This window comes from Robiginitalea marina (assembly GCF_024006985.1).
GTDB classification, from domain to species: Bacteria; Bacteroidota; Bacteroidia; order Flavobacteriales; family Flavobacteriaceae; genus Robiginitalea; species Robiginitalea marina.
Genome location: NZ_JAMXIB010000033.1, coordinates 1 through 635 on the forward strand (window position 1 = coordinate 1; position 635 = coordinate 635).

Annotated in this window: 1 pseudogene; it reads right to left on the reverse strand. The window is 63.1% G+C overall.

From position 1 onward, the window contains the following. A pseudogene (locus NG653_RS14640) lies at nt 1-635 on the reverse strand (gliding motility-associated C-terminal domain-containing protein); the annotation flags it as partial.

The following is a 635-nucleotide window of genomic DNA, read 5'->3' on the forward strand; positions in this document are numbered from 1 at the left end:
GTGCCATCGGTGTTCTCGGGGGTAATCCCTTCCGCACCGGTGCCTTCATACGCATCATCCAGGCCATTGCCGTCCGTGTCCGTACCGGTGGGCGGAACATACCCGTCCGTGGGCTGGCCTTCCACGTTGTCGGGGATGCCGTCGTTGTCGGAGTCGATGTCAAGGTAATCGGGGCGGCCGTCCCCGTCGGTATTCACCGGGTCCAACCCCTGGGAACCGTCCCCTTCGTAGGCATCGTCCAGGCCATTGCCATTGGTATCTTCCCCACTGGGGGGTACGTACCCATCGGCAGGTTGGGCTTCCACATTGTCCAACAGGCCATCGTTATCGGAATCAATATCGAGGTAATCCGGGCGGCCGTCCCCATCGGTATCGGTGGGGTTTGTAGCCGGGTCGTCATCCCCGTCGGTGTTCGCGTCCTCAGTGGTATCCAAAAGGCCGTCCCCGTCGCTGTCGAGGTCTTCGGTGTCAGGGACCCCGTCCCCGTCGGTGTCCGTATCGTCTCCGCCACCGTTGCCGTTGCCGTCATCCGTGGGGTCCAGGTAATCGGGGGTGCCGTCCTCATCCGTATCGTCATTGGTCGGGTCGCCATCCTGGTCCGCATCCTCATCCGGGGTGCTCACGCCATCCCCGTC